Origin of the sequence: Leucobacter sp. NPDC077196 (assembly GCF_040687075.1) — a bacterium.
Classification (GTDB): Bacteria; Actinomycetota; Actinomycetes; order Actinomycetales; family Microbacteriaceae; genus Leucobacter.
The window spans coordinates 38039-59795 of record NZ_JBFBML010000003.1; the positions used below are offsets into that span (position 1 = coordinate 38039).

The 21757-nt window shown below is 67.7% G+C and carries 18 protein-coding genes; 6 read left to right on the plus strand and 12 right to left on the minus strand.

All coding sequences use genetic code 11. The features are described from left to right. Positions 1 to 49 precede the first annotated feature (49 nt). Positions 50 to 1561 (plus strand): aminotransferase class I/II-fold pyridoxal phosphate-dependent enzyme, encoded by a 1512-nt coding sequence (locus AB0O71_RS05050; RefSeq protein ID WP_363742794.1) that lies wholly within the window; start codon positions 50 to 52, stop codon positions 1559 to 1561. A 70-nt stretch (positions 1562 to 1631) separates the two neighbouring features. Then, positions 1632 to 3107, plus strand: coding sequence for an amino acid permease (locus AB0O71_RS05055; protein ID WP_363742796.1), 1476 nt, complete (start codon positions 1632 to 1634; stop codon positions 3105 to 3107). A gap of 54 nt (positions 3108 to 3161) precedes the next feature. Here AB0O71_RS05055 and AB0O71_RS05060 read toward each other — a convergent pair whose 3' ends face one another. Then, complete coding sequence (locus AB0O71_RS05060; RefSeq protein WP_363742798.1) at positions 3162 to 4385, minus strand: acyl-CoA dehydrogenase family protein; 1224 nt, start codon at positions 4383 to 4385, stop codon at positions 3162 to 3164. Between the two features lie 172 nt (positions 4386 to 4557). On the opposite strand from AB0O71_RS05060, the gene AB0O71_RS05065 reads away from it, so the two are divergent. Further along, on the plus strand, positions 4558 to 5232 hold the full coding sequence (locus tag AB0O71_RS05065; protein ID WP_363742800.1) for a helix-turn-helix domain-containing protein: 675 nt from the start codon (positions 4558 to 4560) through the stop codon (positions 5230 to 5232). Between the two features lie 34 nt (positions 5233 to 5266). On the opposite strand, the gene AB0O71_RS05070 is transcribed toward AB0O71_RS05065, so the two are convergent. From AB0O71_RS05070 to AB0O71_RS05095, 6 genes are all read right to left on the minus strand, one after another. Then, positions 5267 to 6592, minus strand: a complete 1326-nt coding sequence (locus AB0O71_RS05070) for an amidohydrolase (RefSeq protein WP_363742803.1) — start codon at positions 6590 to 6592, stop codon at positions 5267 to 5269. A 10-nt stretch (positions 6593 to 6602) separates the two neighbouring features. Then, positions 6603 to 7250 carry a VOC family protein gene (locus tag AB0O71_RS05075; RefSeq protein WP_363742805.1) on the minus strand — a complete coding sequence of 216 codons (648 nt, stop codon included), beginning with the start codon at positions 7248 to 7250 and terminating at the stop codon, positions 6603 to 6605. 73 nt (positions 7251 to 7323) lie between these two features. Then, positions 7324 to 7950 carry an MBL fold metallo-hydrolase gene (locus tag AB0O71_RS05080; RefSeq protein ID WP_363742808.1) on the minus strand — a complete coding sequence of 209 codons (627 nt, stop codon included), beginning with the start codon at positions 7948 to 7950 and terminating at the stop codon, positions 7324 to 7326. Beyond that, positions 7950 to 9035 carry an S-(hydroxymethyl)mycothiol dehydrogenase gene (locus AB0O71_RS05085; RefSeq protein ID WP_363742810.1) on the minus strand — a complete coding sequence of 362 codons (1086 nt, stop codon included), beginning with the start codon at positions 9033 to 9035 and terminating at the stop codon, positions 7950 to 7952. Before AB0O71_RS05085 ends, AB0O71_RS05080 begins: the two co-directional genes overlap by 1 nt. Before the next feature lie 108 nt (positions 9036 to 9143). Next, positions 9144 to 10427, minus strand: coding sequence for an ArgE/DapE family deacylase (locus tag AB0O71_RS05090; protein ID WP_363742813.1), 1284 nt, complete (start codon positions 10425 to 10427; stop codon positions 9144 to 9146). Positions 10428 to 10588: 161 nt separating this feature from the next. Then, positions 10589 to 11686 (minus strand): helix-turn-helix domain-containing protein, encoded by a 1098-nt coding sequence (locus AB0O71_RS05095; RefSeq protein WP_363742815.1) that lies wholly within the window; start codon positions 11684 to 11686, stop codon positions 10589 to 10591. Positions 11687 to 11794: 108 nt separating this feature from the next. Here AB0O71_RS05095 and AB0O71_RS05100 point away from each other — a divergent pair, with 108 nt between their 5' ends. Then, on the plus strand, positions 11795 to 13117 hold the full coding sequence (locus AB0O71_RS05100; RefSeq protein ID WP_363742817.1) for an aspartate aminotransferase family protein: 1323 nt from the start codon (positions 11795 to 11797) through the stop codon (positions 13115 to 13117). Between the two features lie 15 nt (positions 13118 to 13132). Here the strand turns inward: AB0O71_RS05100 and AB0O71_RS05105 are convergent, their stop codons facing one another. Both AB0O71_RS05105 and AB0O71_RS05110 read right to left on the minus strand, forming a co-directional pair. Next, positions 13133 to 14173 carry a phosphotransferase gene (locus AB0O71_RS05105; RefSeq protein ID WP_363742819.1) on the minus strand — a complete coding sequence of 347 codons (1041 nt, stop codon included), beginning with the start codon at positions 14171 to 14173 and terminating at the stop codon, positions 13133 to 13135. Positions 14174 to 14184: 11 nt separating this feature from the next. Further along, on the minus strand, positions 14185 to 16017 hold the full coding sequence (locus tag AB0O71_RS05110) for an ABC-F family ATP-binding cassette domain-containing protein (RefSeq protein WP_363742822.1): 1833 nt from the start codon (positions 16015 to 16017) through the stop codon (positions 14185 to 14187). 111 nt (positions 16018 to 16128) lie between these two features. On the opposite strand from AB0O71_RS05110, the gene AB0O71_RS05115 reads away from it, so the two are divergent. Then, positions 16129 to 17946, plus strand: a complete 1818-nt coding sequence (locus tag AB0O71_RS05115) for a lipase family protein (RefSeq protein ID WP_363742824.1) — start codon at positions 16129 to 16131, stop codon at positions 17944 to 17946. A 23-nt stretch (positions 17947 to 17969) separates the two neighbouring features. Here AB0O71_RS05115 and AB0O71_RS05120 read toward each other — a convergent pair whose 3' ends face one another. From AB0O71_RS05120 to AB0O71_RS05130, 3 genes are all read right to left on the minus strand, one after another. Continuing rightward, complete coding sequence (locus AB0O71_RS05120) at positions 17970 to 18155, minus strand: hypothetical protein (protein WP_363742827.1); 186 nt, start codon at positions 18153 to 18155, stop codon at positions 17970 to 17972. 28 nt (positions 18156 to 18183) lie between these two features. Further along, positions 18184 to 18885 carry a DsbA family oxidoreductase gene (locus AB0O71_RS05125; protein WP_363742830.1) on the minus strand — a complete coding sequence of 234 codons (702 nt, stop codon included), beginning with the start codon at positions 18883 to 18885 and terminating at the stop codon, positions 18184 to 18186. Positions 18886 to 18962: 77 nt separating this feature from the next. Then, positions 18963 to 19889 (minus strand): 4-(cytidine 5'-diphospho)-2-C-methyl-D-erythritol kinase, encoded by a 927-nt coding sequence (locus tag AB0O71_RS05130; protein ID WP_363742833.1) that lies wholly within the window; start codon positions 19887 to 19889, stop codon positions 18963 to 18965. A 170-nt stretch (positions 19890 to 20059) separates the two neighbouring features. On the opposite strand from AB0O71_RS05130, the gene AB0O71_RS05135 reads away from it, so the two are divergent. Continuing rightward, complete coding sequence (locus AB0O71_RS05135; protein ID WP_363742835.1) at positions 20060 to 21754, plus strand: MDR family MFS transporter; 1695 nt, start codon at positions 20060 to 20062, stop codon at positions 21752 to 21754. The last annotated feature ends 3 nt before the right edge of the window (positions 21755 to 21757 follow it).

Sequence of the window (21757 nt, forward strand, 5' to 3'; positions counted from 1 at the left end):
CGAATGCTTGATATTCCGCAGGGGTGCAGCCTTGCCTATGGTGAGGGGCGTGCTCGATTCCCTCCACCGCGATCGCGCGGTCGCCTCTACAGCAGCCCGCCAGCAGGAGACGCCGTACGTCGACGCGCTCCGCTCCCTCGCCCAGCAGGACTGGCAGCGTCTGCACGTGCCAGCGCACCACGGGGTTGTGGAGAACGCCCCCGGTGTCGCAGCGCTCGTCGGCGCCGATGCCATGCGCATCGATTTCCCGGTGCTCTTCAGCGGTGTCGATCAGGAGACTTGGCACCTCACCACCCCTGGCCGAGTCACCCCACTGATGCGCGCTCAGCAGCTCGCGGCCGAGGCGTGGGGAGCCAGCCGCACGTGGTTCGTCACGAACGGCGCATCCGGGGGCAACCATGTGGCGACGACGGTGGCGCGCGGCTTGGGTGTCGAGGTCGTCATGCAGCGGAGCGTGCACTCGAGCGTCATCGACGGCGCGACGCACGTCGGGCTCGACCCGCACTTCGTGCAGGGTTCCGTCGACGCCGGGCTCGGCGCTTCGCACGGCGTCACCGCCGCACAGGTCGCTGAAGCGCTTGCCGAGCATCCCGACAGCGCATCGGTCTACATCGTGTCGCCGAGCTATTTCGGCGCCGTCGCCGACATCTCCGCGATCGCTCGTGTCGCGCACGACCACGGCGTCCCGCTCATCGTCGACGAGGCATGGGGGTCCCACTTCGGCATGCACCCCGATCTGCCGGCCAACGCCGCGCGTCTCGGTGCCGACCTCGTGATCTCCAGCACGCACAAAGCGGCGGGATCGCTCACGCAATCCGCGATGCTGCACCTCGGCCACGGTCCGCACGCGCAGGACCTCGAATCGCTCGTCGATCGCGTCGTGCGCTCCTTCCAGTCGACGTCGAGCAGCGCGCTCCTGCTCGCCTCGCTCGACGAGGCGCGCAGGCACATCGCCACGCGCCCCGATCTCGTCGGATGCGCGATCGACTCCGCGCAAGCGATCCGCACGGCCGTGCGTGCCGATCGCCGCTACCGCGATGCGACGCCGGACGTGCTTGCACGACCGGACGCCATCGCGAACGATCCGCTCAAGATCGCCATCGACACCCGCGGCGCCGGGATCACAGGCGGGGATGCGCAACACCTGCTGCTGCGCGACCACCGGGTCTACTGCGAACTCTCCACTCCCTCCGCGCTGCTCGCACTCGTCGGAGCGACGTCTGCCATCGATGTCGACCGCTTCCTCACCGCACTGCAAGCGCTTCCCGAGGCCGATGCGGAGCCGGAGCGGCCCATCGCCCTCCCGTCGCAGTGCGAGCGCGCCATGGGCCTGGGCGAGGCCTTCTTCAGCGGCGTCGAAGTCGTTTCGGCAACGGATGCCGTCGGCCGCGTCTCCGCAGATGCACTCGCGGCGTACCCACCCGGTGTGCCGAACGTGCTCCCGGGAGAGGTGCTCTCTGCTGAGGTCGTCTCCTTCTTGCGCGCCACCTCGGCCAGCCCGGCCGGGTACGTGCGCGGCGCGGCCGATCCTGCCCTCGACGTGTTTCGTGTCGTCGCCTGACAACGAACTTTCTCCGGTATCCCCATCCGCATCGAGGAAGTCGATGCGATCCCGCACACATAGGAGTGTCATGACCACCACCGAAACCCATTCCTCGAAGGATCAGGGCGGAAGCGCCGCCGCCGAAGAACCCGACGGAGGAATGAAGCGCGGCCTCAAGAACCGCCACCTGCAGCTCATCGCGATCGGCGGCTCGATCGGCACCGGGCTCTTCCTCGGCTCCGGCAAGCTCATCAGCGTCTCCGGCCCCGCGATCATCTTCGTCTACTTGGTCATCGGCTTCTTCGTCTTCTTCATCATGCGCGCCCTCGGCGAGCTGCTGCTCTCGAACCTGCACTACAAGACCTTCGGCGATATCGCGAAAGACATGCTCGGCCCGTGGGCCGGGTTCTTCGTCTCCTGGAACTACTGGTTCTCCTGGGTCATCGCATGCGTCGCGGACATCGTCGCGATCACGGCGTACGTGCAGTGGTTCAACCCCAATATCCCGACCTGGGTGCCAGCCCTCATCACCGCCGCGGTGCTCACCCTTCTGAACCTGCAGCCGGTGAAGATCTTCGGCGAGACCGAGTTCTGGTTCGCGATCATCAAGATCGTCGCAATTCTCGGGCTCATCGTCGTCGGCATCATTCTCATGGCGACCCATTTCCAGTCCCCTGACGGCACGACGGCCTCGATCAGCAACCTGTGGACGCACGGCGGGATATTCCCGATGGGCATCAGCGGCTTCGTGCTCGGGTTCCAGATGGGCATCTTCTCATTCATCGGCGTCGAGCTCGTGGGCACGGCGGCTGCTGAGACCCAGAACCCACGCAAGACGCTGCCCAAAGCGATCAATTCGATCGTCATTCGCATCTTGATCTTCTACATCGGAGCGCTTGCCGTGATCATGGCGGTCACGCCATGGGACGAAATCGCGCCCGACAAGAGTCCGTTCGTCGCGACCCTCGCCACCGCCGGATTCGGCCTCGCAGCGGTGGTGATCCAGCTGGTCGTGCTCACCTCGGCCGCCTCGAGTGCGAATTCGGGCCTCTACTCGGGCACGCGCATGCTGTTCGGCCTCGCGAAAGACGGACATGCACCGTCGAAGTTCGCGATGACCGACAGCCGTGGCGTGCCGAAGCGCTCGGTCTTCTTCACCTGCATATTCCTCTTCGCGGCGATTCCGTTGCTCTTCGCGGGCGACGGAGTCATCGCAGCATTCACCTTCGTGTCGTCGATGTGCGCGACGCTGATTCTCTTCACCTGGGGATCTATCGTGGTGAGCTACATCGTGTATCGCAGACGACACCCGGAGCGCCACGCCGCCTCCGGATTCAAGATGCCGCTATCGCGGGTGGCCCCTTGGCTCGTGCTCGTGTTCTTCGTCTTCATCGCTGGGACGCTGCTCTACGGCGATGACACACGCCCGTCGATTCTGGCGGCTCCGATCTGGTTCGCGCTCCTCACGGCGCTCTGGCAGGTGCGCAAGCGACGCCTGATTCGGGAGGGGCGACCACTCACGGGCGCAATACCCACCACACCGCACCCACTCGACGCGGAGTGAGAGACTCCGTAAACGCGGTATCGGCACTCACGGTATCGGCGCTCACCGCCATCCTCAGGCGAATGCGGAGATCCCCGTGATGTCGCGACCGATGATGAGGGCCTGTACCGTCTCGGTGCCCTCGTACGTGTGCAGGGCCTCGATGTCGGCGAAGTGGCGGGCGACGCGATTCTCGAGCAAAATGCCGTTGCCGCCCAGCAGATCGCGAGCGTTCCGCGCCAAGTCGCGGGCGGTGCGCGTGGCGGTGTACTTACCCAGGGAGGCTCCGGGACCTGAAAGCTCGCCGCGTTCCTCCGCTCGGGTGAGCTGCATGAGCAGCGTCTGCAGCGAAGTCAGTGCGCTCAACATCTCGGTGAGGCGCGATTGCACGATCTGCGAGGCGGCGAGCGGACGCCCGAACTGCACACGCTGCTTCGCATAGTGCACCGCCGACTCGTAGACGGCGACCGCGTGCCCGAGCGCCGACCAGGCGACGCCGAGCCGCGTCGCCTGCAGCACACGAGCCGTGTCCTTGAAGCTATTGGCGCCGGGCATGCGCGCGCTCGCGGGCACACGCACGCCGTCGAGCTCGATGTGCGCCTGCCAGATGGCGCGCAGTGATACCTTGCCCTCGATCGTCCTGGCGCGATACCCCTCGGCGTCTTGCGGCACCAAGAATCCCTGCACCTGCCCATCGTCGCCACGCGCCCAGACGACCGAGATGTGGCCCACGCTGCCCGATCCGATCCACTTCTTGTGTCCGGTGATCACGTATTCGTCGCCATCGGACTCGGCGCTCGTCTCCAAGCTGACGGAGTCCGAGCCGTGGGTGGGCTCGGTGAGCGCGAAGGCTCCGAGTTCGCGGCCACGAGCGAGCGGTTCACTCCAACGCTCGCGCTGCTCATCCGAACCGCAGTAGGCGATCGACCGCAACGCGAGGCCGCCCTGCACGCCGGCGATCGTCGCGATCGAACCATCGCCGCGCGCCAGCTCCATCATCGTCAGACTCGCCGCGAGCAAACTCTGCTCAGGGAAACCGGGAACATCGATGCCGTCGCGCAACAGATCGAGCTCACCGAGCCGGAGCGCGAGATCGAGCGGGTACTCGGCCCGATCCCAGATGCCGGCGATGACGGGTCGCACTTCCTCTTGCACAAACGCCCGGGCGCGGTCGCGGTAGGCGCGGTCATCACTGGAGATCCCGCGGAAGACCCCGGCAACATCCGGATCGAGCGGCTCCCAGAGCGCGTATTCCGGTTCTGCGGTTCCCTGGCTGACGACCGGCTTCGTATTCGACATCCGTTCCTTCCCGCGACGGCACCTGCCGACGCATGTGCCCTTGAGCATGCCTGAGACTCGGTGTCACGTCAAGTCACTCTCCTTACGAAATTCACACTCCTTCTTCCGCATGGAAAGAGAATCTTTCATGGAACGCAGTCCCATCCACGCCTCGTTGTGCTAGTTTCGGGGCATGTCAGTGCACGCGCCGGGAACCGCGCCCGAGAGCTCGACCGCGGCTATCCGCCACCTCGCCGAGCGCGGCTACGAGGCGACCACCGCAGAGGACCTGGCCGCAGCGGTCGGGATGAGCCGAAGCACGTTCTTCCGTCGCTTCGGCAGCAAAGACGATGTCGTCTTCGCCGATCACGACCATGCGCTCGCTCGGCTCGAGACCGCGCTCGAAGACACCACGCTCGCCCCCGCAGACGCGCTCGTCTCGGCGACGGCAGACGTGTTGCGGCTCCTGCTCAGGGATCCCGATGCGGCGCGGCTGCGATTCGAACTCATGCGACTCACTCCTGCGCTTCGAGACCGCGAGCTCGTCATCACCCACCGGTACGAGCGCGTATTCACCCGGTATATTCGCGAGGTGCAGCAGCCCGGAACCCCCGCCTGGGTCGCGTCGACGCTCGGTGCGTCACTCGTGGCCGCGCACAATGCCGCGCTCCGCGCATGGCTCCGCGGACGCGTCACCGATGCCGCAGCAGCCCTGGCCGGAGATCTGCGGCAACTGACGTCGCTTTATGCGCGCTGGCTCACGAACGACCACGACGGCACTGAACGACGCGTGCTGGTCGCGGTCTACGAGACGGCAGGTTCGCCCGAGTCGGTGCTCGCTGCCGTCGCCGAACAGCTGCGACAGTGACCGGCACCTTGCGCGCGTAGCTCGAACATGCGCGTCAGGCCTCCCACCGGTATCGCCCACCACGCGCGGCAAACTCCTCATCAACCGCTGCTCGCAGACCAGCGTCTGCGAGATAGTCGATCGCTACAGATCCGAGCGCTGCCGCGGCGTCCGCCATCACGGCGAACGCCGCCGGCTGCACGGTCCAATCGGCGAACGCGGCGTTGTGAGGATGCACGGTGTCGGGCCCGCCGAGACCGATCGAGGGCTGAATTGCGGGGACGAACTGCGTCACATTCCCCATGTCGGTCGATGGCCCGGCAGCCGCGGGAACGGCCGGTGATGGCGGTGTCTCGCGCCCACGCTCGCCGAGTGCCTGGGACCAGCGACGCATGAGCTCGACGTTCGGTTCGAGCGGCAGGTAGGGCGGCACCGGATCAAGCTCGATCTCGGCCACCGTGCCCGTGGCGAGCGCCGCTCCCTCCAGCGCATCGACCACGCGGTCTGTAAGCACCCGCAGCGTATCGATCTCACCGGATCGCACGTAGAAGAGCGCGGCAGCGCTCTCGGGAACGACATTGGGCGCCGCCCCGCCGTCAGTGATGATGCCATGCACGCGATCGATGGGCAGGATGTGCTGGCGCAGTTGCGCCACTGATTGATAGGCGGTGACCACGGCGTCGAGCGCGTTGAGCCCGAGCCAGGGTTGACCGGCAGCGTGGGCGGCTCGACCGCGATAGGTCACCGCCACGCGGCGCACGCCGGTGGTGCGTTCCCCCCAGATCGGTGAGACTCGAGAGCCCGCCGCGGGGTGCACCATGGCCGCTGCGTGGATCTCGTCGAACCCGCCCGCGCGAAGAATGTGCTCTTTGCCTCCCCCATTCTCCTCCGCGGGGGTGCCGATCAGCAACAGCGTCGCTCCGAGGCGTTGAGCGATCGGCGCGGCGCTCACGAACGCCCCCACCGCGATGCCTGCGATCAGGTTATGCCCGCAGGCGTGGCCGATGCCCGGCAACGCATCGTATTCTGCGAGGATCGCGAAGTGGGGTCCGTTGCCTGATCCTACGCGGGCCAGCAGAGCGGTTTCGAGCCCATAGACGCCGACCTCTGGTGTGACACCGTGCGCCTCCAGCACCTCCGCGACGGCGCGCACCGAACGGTGCTCGGCAAAGCCCACCTCGGGTGCTGCGTACAGCCTCGCCGCAAGGGCGTCGAGTTCGGAGCGCATCGCGTCGACCGACCGCGACACCTGCGCATGGGCGTCGACACCCGCTCCGACGAAGCGCGAAGGCCCGTCTTTCGGCGGCGTCGGCGGCACCTGCGAGCGGCGCTGGTACTCGATGTAGGCGTCGTGCACTGTGGGCGCAGCATTTCGGTTCATCTTTCGCGCCTCAGAACTCGACAACGCCGCCGTCGGCGCGACGAAGCTCGAGCCGGTACCTCGCCTGCGGCCCGACGACCAGTTCGGCGGCTCCGTCGCCCAAGTCGAGCGCGGCGAGCGCGTGCGACAGGGCAGCGGGCTCGGGCTCTTCGCGCACGAACGAAACGAGTTCGATCGTCGGCAGTTCGCCAGTGCCGGGTTGCGCGGTGGCGCCCCAATCGATCAGGAAGGGAACGTCGAGGCGATCCATTGCGGCGCCGGTGAGACGCCATGCGAGCAGCTCTCCCGAGGGGGTGCGACGCGACAGCTCCCAGACGTCTCCGGGATCGAACCCGCGAGCGCGAGCGCCGGCAACGGTGGCGTCGATATCACTGGGGTGCACGGCATAGGTCTGCACTCGCGGCTCAGAGAGCGTATCGATGGCGAACGTCGTCGGAGGCGCGGCTTCGGCGCGATCCGGATCAGGGCCGATGAGCTCGATGTACTGCGGACCTCGCTCCCCGGCGACGGTCAGCGCAACGAGCGCGTTCGCGGTGCCCGTGGGGTGCGCACCGCCGTATGCAGCGGTGACGCCGGTGCGCTGGGTGAACCAGTCGACGAGCGCCGGAAGATCGGGCCCGGCGATGACGATGTGGTCGAGAAGACGCGGGATGCTCATGGCGAGAGTCCACCACATACGAGCAGCGCGCGTGACGGAGGCCGTCACACTCCGTCACGCGCACGACACCGGTTCAGTGCCCGCGGGCGATCCACTCGTCGAGGTGCGGGGCCTCATCGCCGATCGTCGTCGTGTCTCCGTGTCCCGTGTGCACCACGGTCTCAGTCGGCAGCGTCAGCAGTTTCCCGCGGATCGACTCGATGATCAACGGGAAGTCGCTGAAGGAACGGCCGGTCGCACCGGGTCCACCCTGGAACAGGGTGTCTCCCGTGAACACCGCATCGAGCTGAGGCGCGGTGAACGAGGTCGATCCTGGCGAGTGACCGGGCGTGTGCAGGGCCGTCAGTTCGACGCCCGCGACCGAGAACACGTCGCCGTCCGCGATCTGCGCATCGGGGGCCGACTCGTACACGGTCTCCCACAGCATTGCGTCGGCTGGGTGCAGATGCAGCGGCGCCTGGAGTCGATCGGCCGTCTCGCGTGCTGCACGGATGTGGTCATCGTGCCCGTGCGTGAGCAGGATCGCAACAGTGCGGCGTTCGCCGACGGCCTCCGCCACGGCCTCCGCACTGTGCGCAGGATCGATGACGATCACCTCGGAATCGTCGCCGACGATCCAGACGTTGTTGTCGACGTCCCAGGTGCCGCCATCGAGCGAGAACGTGCCGCTCGTGACCAGGCGTTCGATGCGCGCGGCCATCAGAGCACCACCACCGAGCGCAGCACGGTGCCCTCGTGCATCCGATCGAACGCGGCCTCGACGTCGCCGAGGCCGATGCGCTCGGTCACGAACCCGTCGAGGTCGAGGCGCCCGAGCTTGTACTGTTCGATGAGCATCGAGAAATCGCGGCTCGGCAGGCAGTCGCCGTACCACGACGACTTCAGCGATCCGCCTCGACCGAAGACGTCGAGCAGCGGCAGTTCCAGCTGCATCTCGGGCGTCGGCACCCCCACGAGCACGACGCGCCCGGCGAGGTCACGCGCGTAGAAGGCCTGCGTGTAGGTCTCGGGCCGGCCGACCGCATCGATCACCACGTCGGCGCCGAACCCCTCGGTCAGCGCGCGAATCGCCTCGACCGGGTCTTCAGAGCGTGAGTTGACCGTGTGCGTCGCCCCGAAGCGTTTTGCCTGCTCGAGCTTCGCGTCGTCAATGTCGACCGCGATGATCGTGGTCGCACCTGCCAGCTGGGCGCCCGCGATGGCTGCGGTGCCCACGCCACCGCACCCGATCACCGCGACCGACTCGCCGCGCTGCACGCCACCGGTGTTGATCGCGGCGCCGATGCCCGCCATCACTCCGCAGCCGAGCAGTCCGACCGCCGCCGCATCGGATTCCTCATCGATCTTCGTGCACTGCCCGGCGGCGACGAGTGTCTTCTCGATGAACGCTCCAATGCCGAGCGCGGGTGAGAGCTCCGTGCCGTCCTCAAGCGTCATCTTCTGCTTCGCGTTATGCGTGTCGAAGCAGTACTGCGGCTGCCCCTTCGCGCAGGCGCGACACTGCCCGCACACGGCGCGCCAGTTCAGGATGACGCGATCCCCCACCGCGACCTCGGTGACGCCCTCGCCGACGGCTGCGACGCGTCCCGTCGCCTCGTGGCCGAGCAGGAACGGGAACTCGTCGTTGATGCCGCCGAGCTTGTAGTGCAGGTCGGTGTGGCACACGCCACTGGTGAGAATGTCGACGACGGCCTCGCCCGGGCCCGGGTCGGGCACGATCACCGTCTCAATGGTGACCGGGGCGTCCTTCTCTCGCACGACGACGCCTTGCACTCGGTAAGCCATGTGGGTTCCTTTCACGGGGATCTCGGGAGCTTGCGCGCCCGCGCACTCGATCGCTGCGCGGGCCCTTCCTCCAGGCTACCGAGTGCCGCCGACACTCGCCTCGCGAATTCAGCCGATTTCCTCCACGCCGCACCACTCGGCGATGAACAGTGCCATCGACTGCGTGCACCGACGCATCGATTCAATGCTGACGCGCTCATCGAATCCGTGGATGTTCTCGGATACCGGCCCGTACACGAGCGTCGGCGTATTGCCGTAGTTCACGAACACGCGACCATCGAGGTAGCCCGGGGTCGTGAAACTGGTGAGCTCGCGGCCGAATGCAGCGCGATGCGTGCGTTCGAGTGTCGCTTCTGCGTCACTGCCCGGCTCGAGCACATACCCCTCGGCGTAGAAGCCGTCGGGGGTCACCTTCACGTCGAACGGTCGGCGATCCTCGGCTCCCGACGCGGCCTCGCGCACGCACTGCTCGACCGCGGCGTGCGCATCGGCAGCGGTCATGCCGGGGTACAGCGCCACCCGAAGCCGGAGCTCGCACCATGCGGGCACGCTCGAGGGCCAGTCGCCACCTCGGATACCGCCGATGTTGAAGTTGATCGGGTGATCGAGGTCTTCGAAGTACGGGTGCTGCGCCTGCTCGGCGTTCCACGCCTGCTCCAGCTCGCGGAGCGCGCCGATCACCTCGTAGGCCGCGTCAATCGCGTTGAAGCCGTTCGCCATCTCGCGCGGATGGGTCGGCTCGCCGCTCACCCGGATGGTGCACCACAGCACCCCGACGTTTGCGCGCACGAGCGCGTCCTCCTCGGGTTCCGAGATGATGACGGCGTCGGCCTCGTAACCGCGCAGCAGCGCTGCGAGCGAGCCGTTGCCGGTGCACTCCTCCTCGACGACCGACTGCAGGTGCACGCGGGCCGTGGGAGCCAGGCCGGCGCGGCGCAGCGCGTCGAACGCGAACAGGTTCGCGATGAGCCCGGCCTTCATGTCTCCGGCGCCGCGACCGTACATCCACCCGTCGCGCACCTCCGCATCCCAGGGCGAGCGCGACCACTGAGCCTCTGGCCCCTCTGGCACGACGTCGATGTGCCCGTTCAGAATCAGCGATCGGCCGGCCTCCCGTGCAGGAGTGTAGGTGCCGACGACATTCGTCATCCCCGAGTAGTCGACGGTCGACGGCCCGTATCCCGGGTGCGCTTCGAGCTCGGGCGAACCGATCGTCCACCGATCTATTTCGAGACCGAGCGCTGCCATGCGCCCCTCGATGAGGTCTTGCGCGGCTTCTTCATCGGCGCGCAGCGAGGGAGCCGAGACCAGGTCCGCCGTCGCGCGCACCTGCTCGTCGAACGCGGCGTCGACGGCGTCGAGAATTCGCTGGGTCTGCGTGGTCGAGATCATGGGTGCCTCCGAATCCGATGTGGTCGCCGGCGGCGCGCGGGTCGCCGGGCGCGGGTGATCCCGCATGCTCCGAGGCTATGGCGGGATCAGCAGTCAGCATGTGTCGGATCGCCTCCGCTTGCCGACGGTTCGTGTGCAATCGGACACCGTTCACGGCGCGTTCAGAGGTCGAGGATCACCATCGCGATCGCGGCGTCGCGCGGCACGGTGACGTCGAGGCCACTGAGGTCTTGGAAGGCGCGCAACCGCTTGAGCACGGTGTTTCGGTGGAAGAAGAGTTCCTCCGCCGTGCGCTGCATCGAGCCCGTCCGAATGAAGGTGCGCAGGGTGACCGCGAGGCGCTCTCGCTCGGATTCGGGAAGCGCGTCGAACGCTCCGGTCAGTTCGTGAGTGAATCCGTCGAGCCGTTCGAGCATCGTCTCGCGAGCGATCGAGGCGAACCCGTCGCGCAGCCGGCACACCGTCCCCTCGTCGGCTCGCTCGGCGAGATCACTGGCGATGAGTGCGGCGCTCCCCACGCGATCGAGGCCGCGCACGCGCGCGAGGTATCCCCCGGTCAGCTCAGGATCGGCGTCGACCCAGTCGACCGGCCCCCGTCTCGGCCGCAGCAGCACCGTGGTGAGCCCGTCTTCGAAGACCTGCCCGCCGCTGTCGAGCACCTCGCGCGCTAACCGCTCCGCGTCATGCGTTGTGGCGAGCATCTCGTACTCTGCCGCCGGGGCCAGTCGCAGCATGTGCGCGATCGCGGTCAGCTCTTCGCCTTCGGCCTGGCCGGAGAAGAGGCGGGCACGTGCGCGTTCTTTCGCCGTGCGATGCTGGTGCGCCATCGACTCCGATTCTTCCAGAAACGCGCGTTGCACCTCGGTGGCATATCTTTCGACGACATCGAGCACCTGCTCACCGTGGGCGAGCAGGACATCGGTCAGATCGGGCTGAGCTGCGCGCTCGAGACCGCGCCACAGCACTCGGAAGTTGATGCGCACCGCCTCCATGAAGCGCTCGACGCGCACCCCCTGCCGGGCTCGTCGAAGGCCGAGCGCCTCCGCGAACGCCGAGGGCTCCTCCGCGCCGGCGTCGCCGGCAAGCCGCGACGCGAACAGCGCGAAGGCGTTGCGCGCCGTGCGCTCGATATCGTCTGCGGCGACGAGATCACCGACGTAGCCGTCATGGGTACTCAGCTCCGTCAAGAAGTCGTCGAGCAGCCTCGGAGTATCCGCGCGCACGCGATCGATGAGCTGAAGCCAACGCGGATCGTGCATGACTCCATTGTGCGGCAGCGCGGCGCGCTACGGAGTACTGGATCGTTCACGGGCGCGGGTTACAGTGGGGCGGGGGCCGCTGCCGCACGGCCGGCGAGGAGGGACACGATGAGCGTCGCACGCGAAATGCACATGGCCAACAGCTTCGACCCGGGAAGCGCAGCCGATCTCACGCCAGCCGACGCGCAGCTCGTCGCGCGGCGAACCCGCGCGATGGGCGCCGCCTACCGGCTCTTCTACGATCGGCCGGTGCACTTCGTGCGCGGCGAGGGCGTGTGGCTCTACGACGCCGAGGGCAACGCGTTCCTCGACGCGTACAACAACGTGCCGGTGGTCGGTCACGCGAACCCGATCGTGCAGCAGCGCGTGGCTGCGCAGCTCGGCAGACTCAACACGCACACCCGATATCTGGGCGACGAGGTCGTCGCCTATGCCGAACGCCTCACCGGGCTCCTGGGGCACGGTCTCGAGCAGGCCGTCTTCGTCTGCACCGGCAGCGAGGCCGTCGACCTCGCGCTGCGCGTCGCCCGGCACGTGACGGGTCGCCGGGGCATCATCGCGACGGCGCACGCCTACCACGGCACGACCGCGGCGGCGGCGGCCATCTCACCGAGCCTCGGCCCGAACAATCCGATACCCGACGATGTCGAACTCATCGCAGCGCCCGATCTCGCCCGGGAGTCCCCCGATCAGGCTGCGGCCGCGTTCGCCGTGCGCGTGCGCGAGGCGGCGGATGCGCTGCGATCGCGCGGCCACGAGCCTGCCGGGCTCATCGTCGACTCGATTCTCTCGAGCGACGGACTGCAGGGAACGGCGCCCGGATTGCTGCGCGACGCGGCGACGGAGATCCGCGCGCAGGGCGGCCTCTACATCGCGGACGAGGTGCAGACCGGGTTCGGGCGCACCGGCGCCTGGTGGGGCTTTCCGCAGCACGATGTCGCCCCCGACCTCGCCGTCGCCGGCAAGCCCATGGGCAACGGCCTGCCCATCGCCGCACTCTTCTCCCGCCCCGAGCTCCTCGATCGCTTCGGCGCCGACATGCGGTTCTTCAACACGTTCGGCGGCAATCACGTGAGCGTCGCCGCTGGCCAGGCCGTGCTTGACGAGATCACCGAGCGAGACCTGATCGCGCGTGCGGCGACGCTCGGCGCACGCATGCTCTCAGAGCTGCGCGGGATCGCTCTGGCCCATGCCAGCGTCGGCGCCGTGCGCGGATCCGGCTTGTTCTTCGCGCTCGAGGTGGTGGACGACGAGGGCGTGGCGGATCCAACTCTCGCAGCCGCCGTGGTCAATCGCATGCGAGCTGATCGCGTGCTCATCAGCGCATCGGGGCCGCACGCCAACGTGCTCAAGATTCGGCCTCCGCTCGTCTTCGGCGACGAGCACGCACCTCGGCTGCTGGAGTCGCTCGCGGGCGCGCTCTCGCGCTAGTGCGCCTCGCCCGTCTCAGCGCCTCGGGAGGGGCTCTGCGGAGAAGCGCGCTGCGGCCTCCGCGGGTGCGACGCGGAGCAGCTGCTCGAGCGCCGGCCAGGTGGCGGCCATGCGCGCCTCGGCGTAGGCGCGGTTGCCCTTACGGCCCCGGTGCGTCCACGTGCTCGCGTTCACCGCGAGTCGGGCGACGGCGAGCGGGTACAGCACTTCGATCTCCTCAGCCGTGAGCGAGCAGTGCGCGGCGTAGCCCGACACGACATCGGCGAAGGCCGCGAACGCGTCGCCCTGGCGCAGCGCCGCATAAGCCGCTGCAACGGCGAGCTCGGCGATCCGCACGGTCTCGACAGCATCGTTGAAGTCGACGATGCCCACAATGCTGACGGTGCCGTCCTGACGCCGCTCCGCGAGCAGATTGAAGTCGTGGAGGTCCTGGTGCACGACGGCTCGCGGGAGCGTCGAGAGCATCGGCTCGATGACGTCGAAACGGCGGAGGGCTTTCTCCAGCAGCGCTCGACGTGCCGGGTCGACGACCGCATCCCAGGTGCTTCTGATCGAATCGCCCGCGCGGTCAGCCATCCAGTGGTGCAGATTCTGGCCGTCGTGTCGTTCCACGAGCGGGTGAAGACTGCGCGGAACCTCGGCGGCGAGCGCTCCGAGACTCCGGCGGCATGCCGCGTCGGTGCCGCCGAGTTCGGCGACGCTGGTGCCAGCGACCCAGCTCGTCACCCGCGCACGAAGCGCGCGGCCGTCCCTTGCGACGAACGGCTTCGCGACCGACCCGTCTGCAGCGCGCTGCAAGACCGGGGTCGCGACCGGGAGGGGGCGCTCCTCGAGCTGTTCGAGCACGGCGTTCTGCCAAGCGAAGGTCGCCTCGTCGAGAGGCGTGGGCGAGAGCCGCACGAACCGGGCGCCCCCGTCTGCAAGGGTCGCTCGATAATTGATGTCGAGTTCGCCGCCGAGCCGCTGCCAGTGCGCGACCTCGACGTCGAAGTGCTCATCGAGCACTGCGGCGAGCGCGCGCTCGTCAGCGGCCGGGAGCGGATCGAGAACGTGCATCGAGGAGCCGCCTACTCCAGCACGCCTGACAGCTCCAGCCACCGTTCTTCGAGGGCCGCGACCTCGTCTTCGAGCGCAGTGATCTTCGTCATCTCCGCGTTCAACGTCGTGTAATCGCCCTGGTCCATCGTCGCGAGGCCCGTGCGCGCCTTCGCGGCATCGCGCTGCAACCGCTCCATCTTGCGCTCGACGGCCGACAACTCCTTCTCGGCTGCACGCCGCTCCGCGCCCCCGAGCGCCGGCTTGGGTGCGGCTCCGGCTCCCTGAGACGCGGTGCTCCCCTTCGATTGCGATGCCGATCCAGACGACGACGCCGCCGACCCCGACTGCTCCTGGCTGCGGAGTTCGAGGTACTGGTCGACACCGCCCGGCAGGTGCCGCAGGTGCCGGTCGAGAATGGCGTACTGCTGATCGGTGACGCGCTCCAAGAAGTACCGGTCGTGCGACACGACGATGAGGGTGCCGGGCCACGAGTCGAGCAGATCCTCCATCGCGGCCAGCATGTCGGTGTCGAGGTCGTTCGTCGGCTCATCGAGAATGAGCACGTTGGGCTGGTTCAGGAGGATCAGCAGGAGCTGCAGTCGGCGCTTCTGTCCACCCGACAGATCTTTGACGGGCGTTGACAGCTGCGCGCTCGTGAAGCCCATGCGCTCGAGCAGCTGACCGGGCGTGAGGTCTTGCGCCTTCGATCCGCTGCCGACCGTGAAGCTCGTGCGCAGGCCGTCGATCACCTTGCGCACCGGGTCCTGCAGATGCTCCTCGAGCTCGTCGAGACGCTGGGTGAGGGTCGCCACCTGCACGGTCTTGCCGCGCTTGACGCGCCCCGATGTCGGCTCGACAGTGCCCGAGATCAGCCCGAGCAGCGTCGATTTGCCCGCTCCGTTCACGCCGAGTATTCCCGTGCGCTCACCCGGGGCGAGCAGCCAGTCGACGTCCTCGATGATCACCCTGCCGTCGTAGGCGACTCCCGCTTCGACGAGGTTGACCACCTCTTTGCCGAGGCGGGCGACGGCCATGGACTGCAACGACACGCGATCCCGGATCTCGGGAACGTCTGCGATCAACTCGTTCGCCGCGTCGATGCGGAACTTCGGCTTCGACGTGCGAGCAGGCGCACCCCGGCGCAGCCAGGCGAGCTCCTTGCGCGCGAGATTCTGCCGCTTCTGCTCGATGGTCGCCGCCTGCCGGTCGCGCTCGACGCGCTGCAGGATGTACGCGGCGTACCCGCCCTCGAACGGTTCGACGATACGGTCGTGCACCTCCCAAGTCATGTTGCAGACCTCGTCCAGGAACCACCGATCGTGCGTGACGACCAGCAGCGCGCCCTGCCCCTTCGGCCAGCGACGCTTGAGGTGGTTCGCCAGCCAGGCGATGCCCTCGACGTCGAGGTGGTTCGTCGGCTCGTCGAGGAAGACGATGTCGTACTGCTGCACGAGCAGCCGAGCCAGTGCCACACGGCGGCGCTGACCGCCGGAGAGCGCGTCGAGTGGCGCCTCCCAGTCGAGATCTGAGACGAGGCCGGCGATCACCTCGCGCGCCTGGGGATCGCTCGCCCACTCGTACTCCTCGCGGTCGCCGACGACGGTGCGACCGACCGTCTCGCCCGGCTCGAACACGTCGGCCTGATCGAGCACGCCGATCGTCGTGCCGCCGCGCAGCGTCACCTTGCCGCCGTCGGGCTCGCGCCGACCCGCGAGCATCATCAGCAGGCTCGATTTGCCGTCGCCGTTACGACCGACGATGCCGATGCGGTCGCCCTCGGCGACGCCGAGCGTCACCGAATCGAACACGGTCTTGGTCGGTACTTCGAGGTGCAGGGCCTCGGCTCCCAGTAGATGCGCCATATTCCCCCCAGCGTAGTCGCGCTGCGGGTCTCTCACTACACTGACGATGTCGCGGTCGCGCGATACATCGACTCCGATCCGCACTGCGGATCCAGGCAGGGAAGGCCGCCGGTGACATCCAGGTTCTCACGCACCGCGTTGCGAGTGCTGTTCGGTGCTGCTGCCGTCGCGCTGGGAGCGGCGCTGATCTTCGCCCCCGTCACCGTGCACGGCATCGCGATCATCACTGGCACCGGACTCATGGCGGTAGGTGTCGGGGGGTTCTTCCGATCTGCTTCCCCGTGGCTCCAGCGGCTGGTTGGAGCCGTACTCATCGCGGTGGGAGCGCTCATGGCGCTCTGGCCCGATGCCGGGGCGCCCTGGCTCGCATTTCTCGTGGGCGCCGCCCTCATCGTGCACGGCGCGGTCGCACTGTTCAGCGCGATCACGGGCCGCGGTGTCGCCCCTCGAGACGCCCGTGCAGCCTCGGCGATCATGGCCGCGGCAGCGATCGTGCTCGGCGTCGTCGCGCTCTCGTGGCCGGTGCTCACGCTCACAATGTTCAGGCTCGGTCTCGCACTGTGGCTCATCGCGGCAGGCCTGCACGCCGTTTGGGACGCAGTGCTGCCGCGCCGCGCCGCGCGAGGCGACGGGAACACGACGCCCCCGTCGAGAGCCCCGCACAGCTCACGGGCCCCTCGGCTACGCCGGTGGGCGAGAACACTGGGTGCAATTGCGTCTCTCGCGGCTGCAGCTCTGCTCGCGTGGGGCAGCGGAACGGTGCTCGGCGGGTCGCCGATGCCGCAGCCAGGCGCCTTCTACACTGCCCCGGCGCAGGTGCCGAAGGAGCCCGGGCAGCTGATCAGGTCAGAGCCGCTCACGACGGGCGTGCCATCGGGCGCCCGCGCCTGGAAGATCCTCTACACGACGACGCACCCCGACGGCACTCCCACTGTCTCGAGCGGCACCGTGATCGCCCCGGCCGATCCGCCGGCCGGCCCGTTGCCGCTGCTCAGCGTCGCGCACGGCACCACCGGTGTGGTCGCCCAGTGTGCGCCGTCGATGAGCGCCGCCCCGTTCTCCGACGGCGCGGGGACCGCCCTCGCCGAGATGGTGACCGAGCACGGCTGGCTCGCCGTCACCTCCGACTACGTCGGCCTCGGCACGCATGGCGTGCACCCCTATCTCGTCGGCGACGCTGAGGCGCGCAACGTGCTCGACGCCTCCCGCGCAGTGCAGCAGCTCGATGCGGTCACAACGACCACCGACACCGTCGTCTGGGGACACTCGCAGGGCGGGCAGGGCGCGCTCTGGACCGGGCAGATCGCCGAAGACTACGCGCCCGAACTCACGGTGCGGGGTGTCGCGGCCTTCGCCCCGGCCGCAGATCTCTACGGTCTCGCGGAGGTCGACAAGAACGACGCGGCCGGCAAGACCGTCTCGGCGTACATCGCGACGACGTGGGCGCGACTCTACCCCGAACTCGATCTGAAATCGCAGCTCACCCCGGGCTCTCAGGGCCCGGTCGAGCGCATCCGCTCACTGTGCTTCAACGGCAACGACGTACTCGCGGCGATCCTCCGCGGCTCGCAGATTCCGAACCAGATCTTCCCCGACAGCGCATTGAACGGCGAGTTCGGCGATCGTTTGAAAGCGCAGTCGCCGATGGGTCCGTTCCCCGCTCCGGTGATGGTCGCTCAGGGCCGGGCCGATCCGCTCGTGCGCCCTGAGATGCAGCGCGACTGGGTCTCCGGGCGATGCAAGGCTGGCGTCGAGATCGACTACCGCACCTTCCCCGGTCTGAGCCACAACACGCTCGTCGCGGCCGACTCCCCGCTCACCCCGCAGATCGTGCAGTGGACGCTCGACCGCTGGGACGGCAAGCCAGCCACTCCGAACTGCGACGACCTTCCGGCCTCAACGCCCGATGCAGAGCAGTCGCCCGGATAACCGGAGCAGCGAAGCGCCTCGAACTATGCCGCGCAGCACGACCCTCCGCAGCAGGATCCGCCCGACTCGCTGTCGCCCAGCAGGTTCAGGATCTCCCGTGTCTCGGCGTCGGCGAACGACGCAGCGCCATCGAGGCCGGCCTGCGGGTCGAATCCGGGCGCATCGGTAGCGGTTTCGGTGGTGGTATCGGTGCGGTGCTGATCAGTCATCTGGTGCTCCTTCGGAATGGGTTCGAGTTTAGACGGCGTCGGCGGGCGCATCATCGCGTCGAAAGCCGAGCACCTGCTCGAAGACGTTCGAGAACGCGTCGGTCGATTGCGCACCAGAGACCCCGTATTGCCCATCGAGCAGGAAGAACGGCACACCGTTGATGCCGAGCTGCCGTGCACGCGCGATATCGCGCTGCACCGCTTCGCCGTATGCTTCGTCGTCGAGCGCGGCGCGCACCTCGTCGGGGTCGAGTCCGGCTTCGGCGCCGAGCCGCGCGAGCGCATCGGCGTCAGACATGTTCTCTCCCTCCGCGAAGTACGCGCGGAACAGGCGCTCCTGCACCTCCGCCTGCACGCCGCGATCCTTCGCGAGGTGCAGCACGCGGTGAGCGCGCTGCGTGTTCGCGTGGCGCACGCCGTGGAAGTCGAACGCAACGCCCTCCGATGCGCCGAGCTCCGTCATCTGCCCGAGCATCTGCTCGACCTGGTCGGCCGGCATGCCCTTGTGGCGCACCAGGAAATCGATCTCACTTCCGGCAAAGTCGAGCGGCGTATCGGGAGCGAGCTCAAAACTGTGGCTCTCGACCTCGAACACGACGTCAGGGCGCTGCTCTTGAAAGGCCAGTAGCGCGGACTCGAAGCGGTGCTTGCCGAGGTAGCACCAAGGGCATGCGATGTCTGACCAGATATCGACGCGGATCGTCTCGCCCGCGGGCAGTGTTTCATTCACACACGGTGCAGCGCCGAGCGGGCCACCGCTATTCCCGTGCAGGATCAGCCGACCGCAGAGCAGCTCTGCGATCTGGCTCAGATGACGCGCGCGCCTGGCACCGGTCCCGTTACGATGAGCGCCCGAAAGCCCCGTCGGCCGAGCACGGCGCGCACTTCTGCCGCTTCCTGCGGCGTGCCCACCAAGAACGCAATGGTCGGGCCCGAGCCCGAAACGATGCCGGCGAGCGCACCGCGCGATTCCCCGAGCTCGAGAATCTCGGTCAGATCGGGTGCGAGTTTGAGCGCGGCGACCTGCAGATCGTTATGCATCGCATCGGCGAGCGAATCCGCATCGCCGACGCGCACGGCCTGCAGCACAGCGGTCTCCACCTTCACGAGGTCGGGCTGCGGGCCCAGTGCACTGGCGTGGCGATCACGGTGCTCGTCGAGAGTTCGGTAGACGACCGGGGTGCTGAGTCCCGAATCGGAGAGCGCGAGCACCCAGTGGAAGTCGCCCTGGGCGAGCGCCGGGCTGAGCTCGTCGCCGCGCCCGGTGCCCACGGCGGTTCCACCCTCCAGCGCGAACGGCACGTCGGCGCCGAGTTCTGCGGCAAGCGGGAGCAGCCCTGCACGCCCGAGTCCGGTGCCCCACAGCTCATCGCACGCGACGAGCGTCGCAGCTGCATCAGCCGATCCCCCGCCCATGCCACCGGCGATCGGCACTCGCTTGAGCACTGTGAGCGCGACGCCGCCTGTGTACCCCGTGCGCTGCGCGAGCAGTCTCGCCGCCGCAATCGCGAGGTTCGATTCGTCGAGCGGCAGGTGCGAGGCGTCGACGGGGCCGACGAATTGAATGGAGAAGTCGTCGGCAGGCACTGCGGTGACCTCTTCGAAGAGCGACACGGCTTGGTAGAGCGAGGCGACATCGTGGTAGCCGTCGTGCTGCAGCGCTCCGACGCGAAAGAACACATTGATCTTTCCCGGCGCGCGCACCGTGACCGGGCCCCCTCGGCTCCTACCCATGGTCCTACGCTAGCGCACGCGGGGCCCGTGATCGGACGCGCGCGGAACACGTGTTCTTTAGTTGACACCCATCAACCAAGTGCTATGGTTGACCCTCGTCAACAGTTGACTTGCATCAACCGACGCCGGTATGGCTCCGCGTCACACGCAGCACACAGAATCAGGAACTCATGTCTCTCCCCGCATCCGCACCCACGGAACCGCCGAAGATGACGCATCGCCAGGTACTCGAGGCACTCTCGGGGCTCCTCCTCGGCATGTTCGTCTCGATGCTGGCCTCGACCGTCGTGTCGAGCTCGCTTCCCGTCATCATCCATGACCTCAAGGGCGACCAGGCCGCGTACACCTGGGTAGTCACGGCGACCCTGCTCACCACGGCGATCTCGACTCCGATCTGGGGCAAGCTCTCCGACCTGTTTAATCGCAAGCTGCTCTTCCAGCTCGCCATCGGCATTTTCGTGCTCGCCACGGCCGCAGCGGGTTTCTCGCAGGATCCCGGCACCATGATCGCCTTCCGCGCCGTGCAGGGCATCGGCGCTGGCGGCCTCGCCGCCCTCAGCCAGGTGATCATGGCCGACATCATCAGCCCGCGCGAACGCGGGCGCTACATGGGACTCTTCGGCGCCGTCATGGCGCTCTCGACCGTCGGCGGCCCGCTGCTGGGCGGCGTCATCACCGATTCCATCAACTGGCGCTGGAACTTCTTCGTTGCGCTCCCGTTCGCCGTCGCGGCGCTGTTCATCGTGCAGAAGACTCTGCATCTGCCGAAGCGCCCCCGCAAGCGCACGAGCATCGACTACTTCGGCATCGTCCTGCTCTCGGCCGCCGTCTCGCTCCTCCTCATCTGGGTGACCAACGCGGGCCGGGACTACGACTGGTGGAGCCTCACAACAATCCTCATGGTCGGCGGCGCCCTCGTCGCCGCGGTGCTGTTCATCATCGTGGAGGTGCGCTCGAAGGAACCGCTCGTCCCGCTGACACTGTTCCGCAGCCGCACATTCACTCTGGCGGTCATCGCGTCGATCGCCACCGGCATCGCCATGTTCGGCTCCTCGGTGTTCTTGAGCCAGTACATGCAGCTCTCGCGCGGCGCCACCCCGACGCAAGCCGGCGTCATGACGATACCGATGATCGCGGGCCTGCTGCTCGCGTCGATCGGCGTCGGCGGGCTCATCACGAAGTACGGCAAGTGGAAGCCGTACCTCATCGTCGGCGGGGTGCTGCTCATCGCGGGATCGACGATGCTCTCGACCATCCACTACGACACGAACTTCGCGCTCGTTTCGCTGTACATGTTCCTGCTCGGCGCTGGCGTCGGCATGACCATGCAGAACCTCGTGCTCGTGGTGCAGAACACGGCGGATCCGGCGCAGATCGGCGTCTCGAGCTCCGGCGTCGCATTCTTCCGCAGCCTTGGAGGCACCATTGGGGTGTCGGTGATGGGAGCCGCGCTGGCCACCCGTGTCAGCGATCTCATGGGATCCGAATCGATCATGCGCAAGATGGGTGCAGCGATCCAGTCGCTCGGCGATGAGGGCCTTGCCGTCGCAGAGCAGCTGAAGTCGGGCGCACTGCCCGAGGTCTCGTCGATGCCCGAAGCGATCCGCGTGATCGTAGAAGACGTCTATGCGCAGGGCATCTCCCACTCGTTCCTCATCGCTGTGCCGTTCGCGGTGCTCAGCCTCATCGCGATCATCTTCCTGCCGAACACCCCGCTCACGAGTATGACGAACAGCGAGCGGGCGCACGCGTCGGAAGCGGACCTCGCAACCGTCAGCACCGCGGAGGGAATGGCGGTGCTGACGGCCACCGGGAGCATTCCGGTGATCGACGATGACGCTCCCGACCGGTCCTCGGGGAGGTAGCGA